This is a genomic window from Bacillus cereus group sp. BfR-BA-01408 (assembly GCF_022663305.1).
In the GTDB taxonomy this organism is placed as follows: Bacteria; Bacillota; Bacilli; order Bacillales; family Bacillaceae_G; genus Bacillus_A; species Bacillus_A pacificus.
The window spans coordinates 1-223 of the sequence record NZ_JAKUFF010000321.1; the positions used below are offsets into that span (position 1 = coordinate 1).

Here is a 223-nt window from a genome sequence, read left to right on the forward strand (position 1 = left end):
AGTGTTCCCGGTAGATCCAGTAATCCCGGCAGGCCCAGTATTCCCGGTAGATCCAGTGCTTCCAGTGGGTCCAGTAGCCCCACTTTCTACTAATACGATATAATCTGGAGATACATTAGGAAATCCTTGAGGTGCATCCTTTTTTACAACATAGCCGCTGCTCGTATAAGTAACAACTTGTCCGGCTTTATAGTTGGGAGCGGCTGCAAGACTAAAGGCGGTA

At 48.0% G+C, this 223-nt stretch carries 1 pseudogene; it reads right to left on the minus strand.

Going from position 1 to position 223, the window contains the following annotated elements:
• Positions 1–223 (minus strand): annotated as a pseudogene (locus tag MR083_RS27470) (collagen-like protein); the annotation flags it as partial.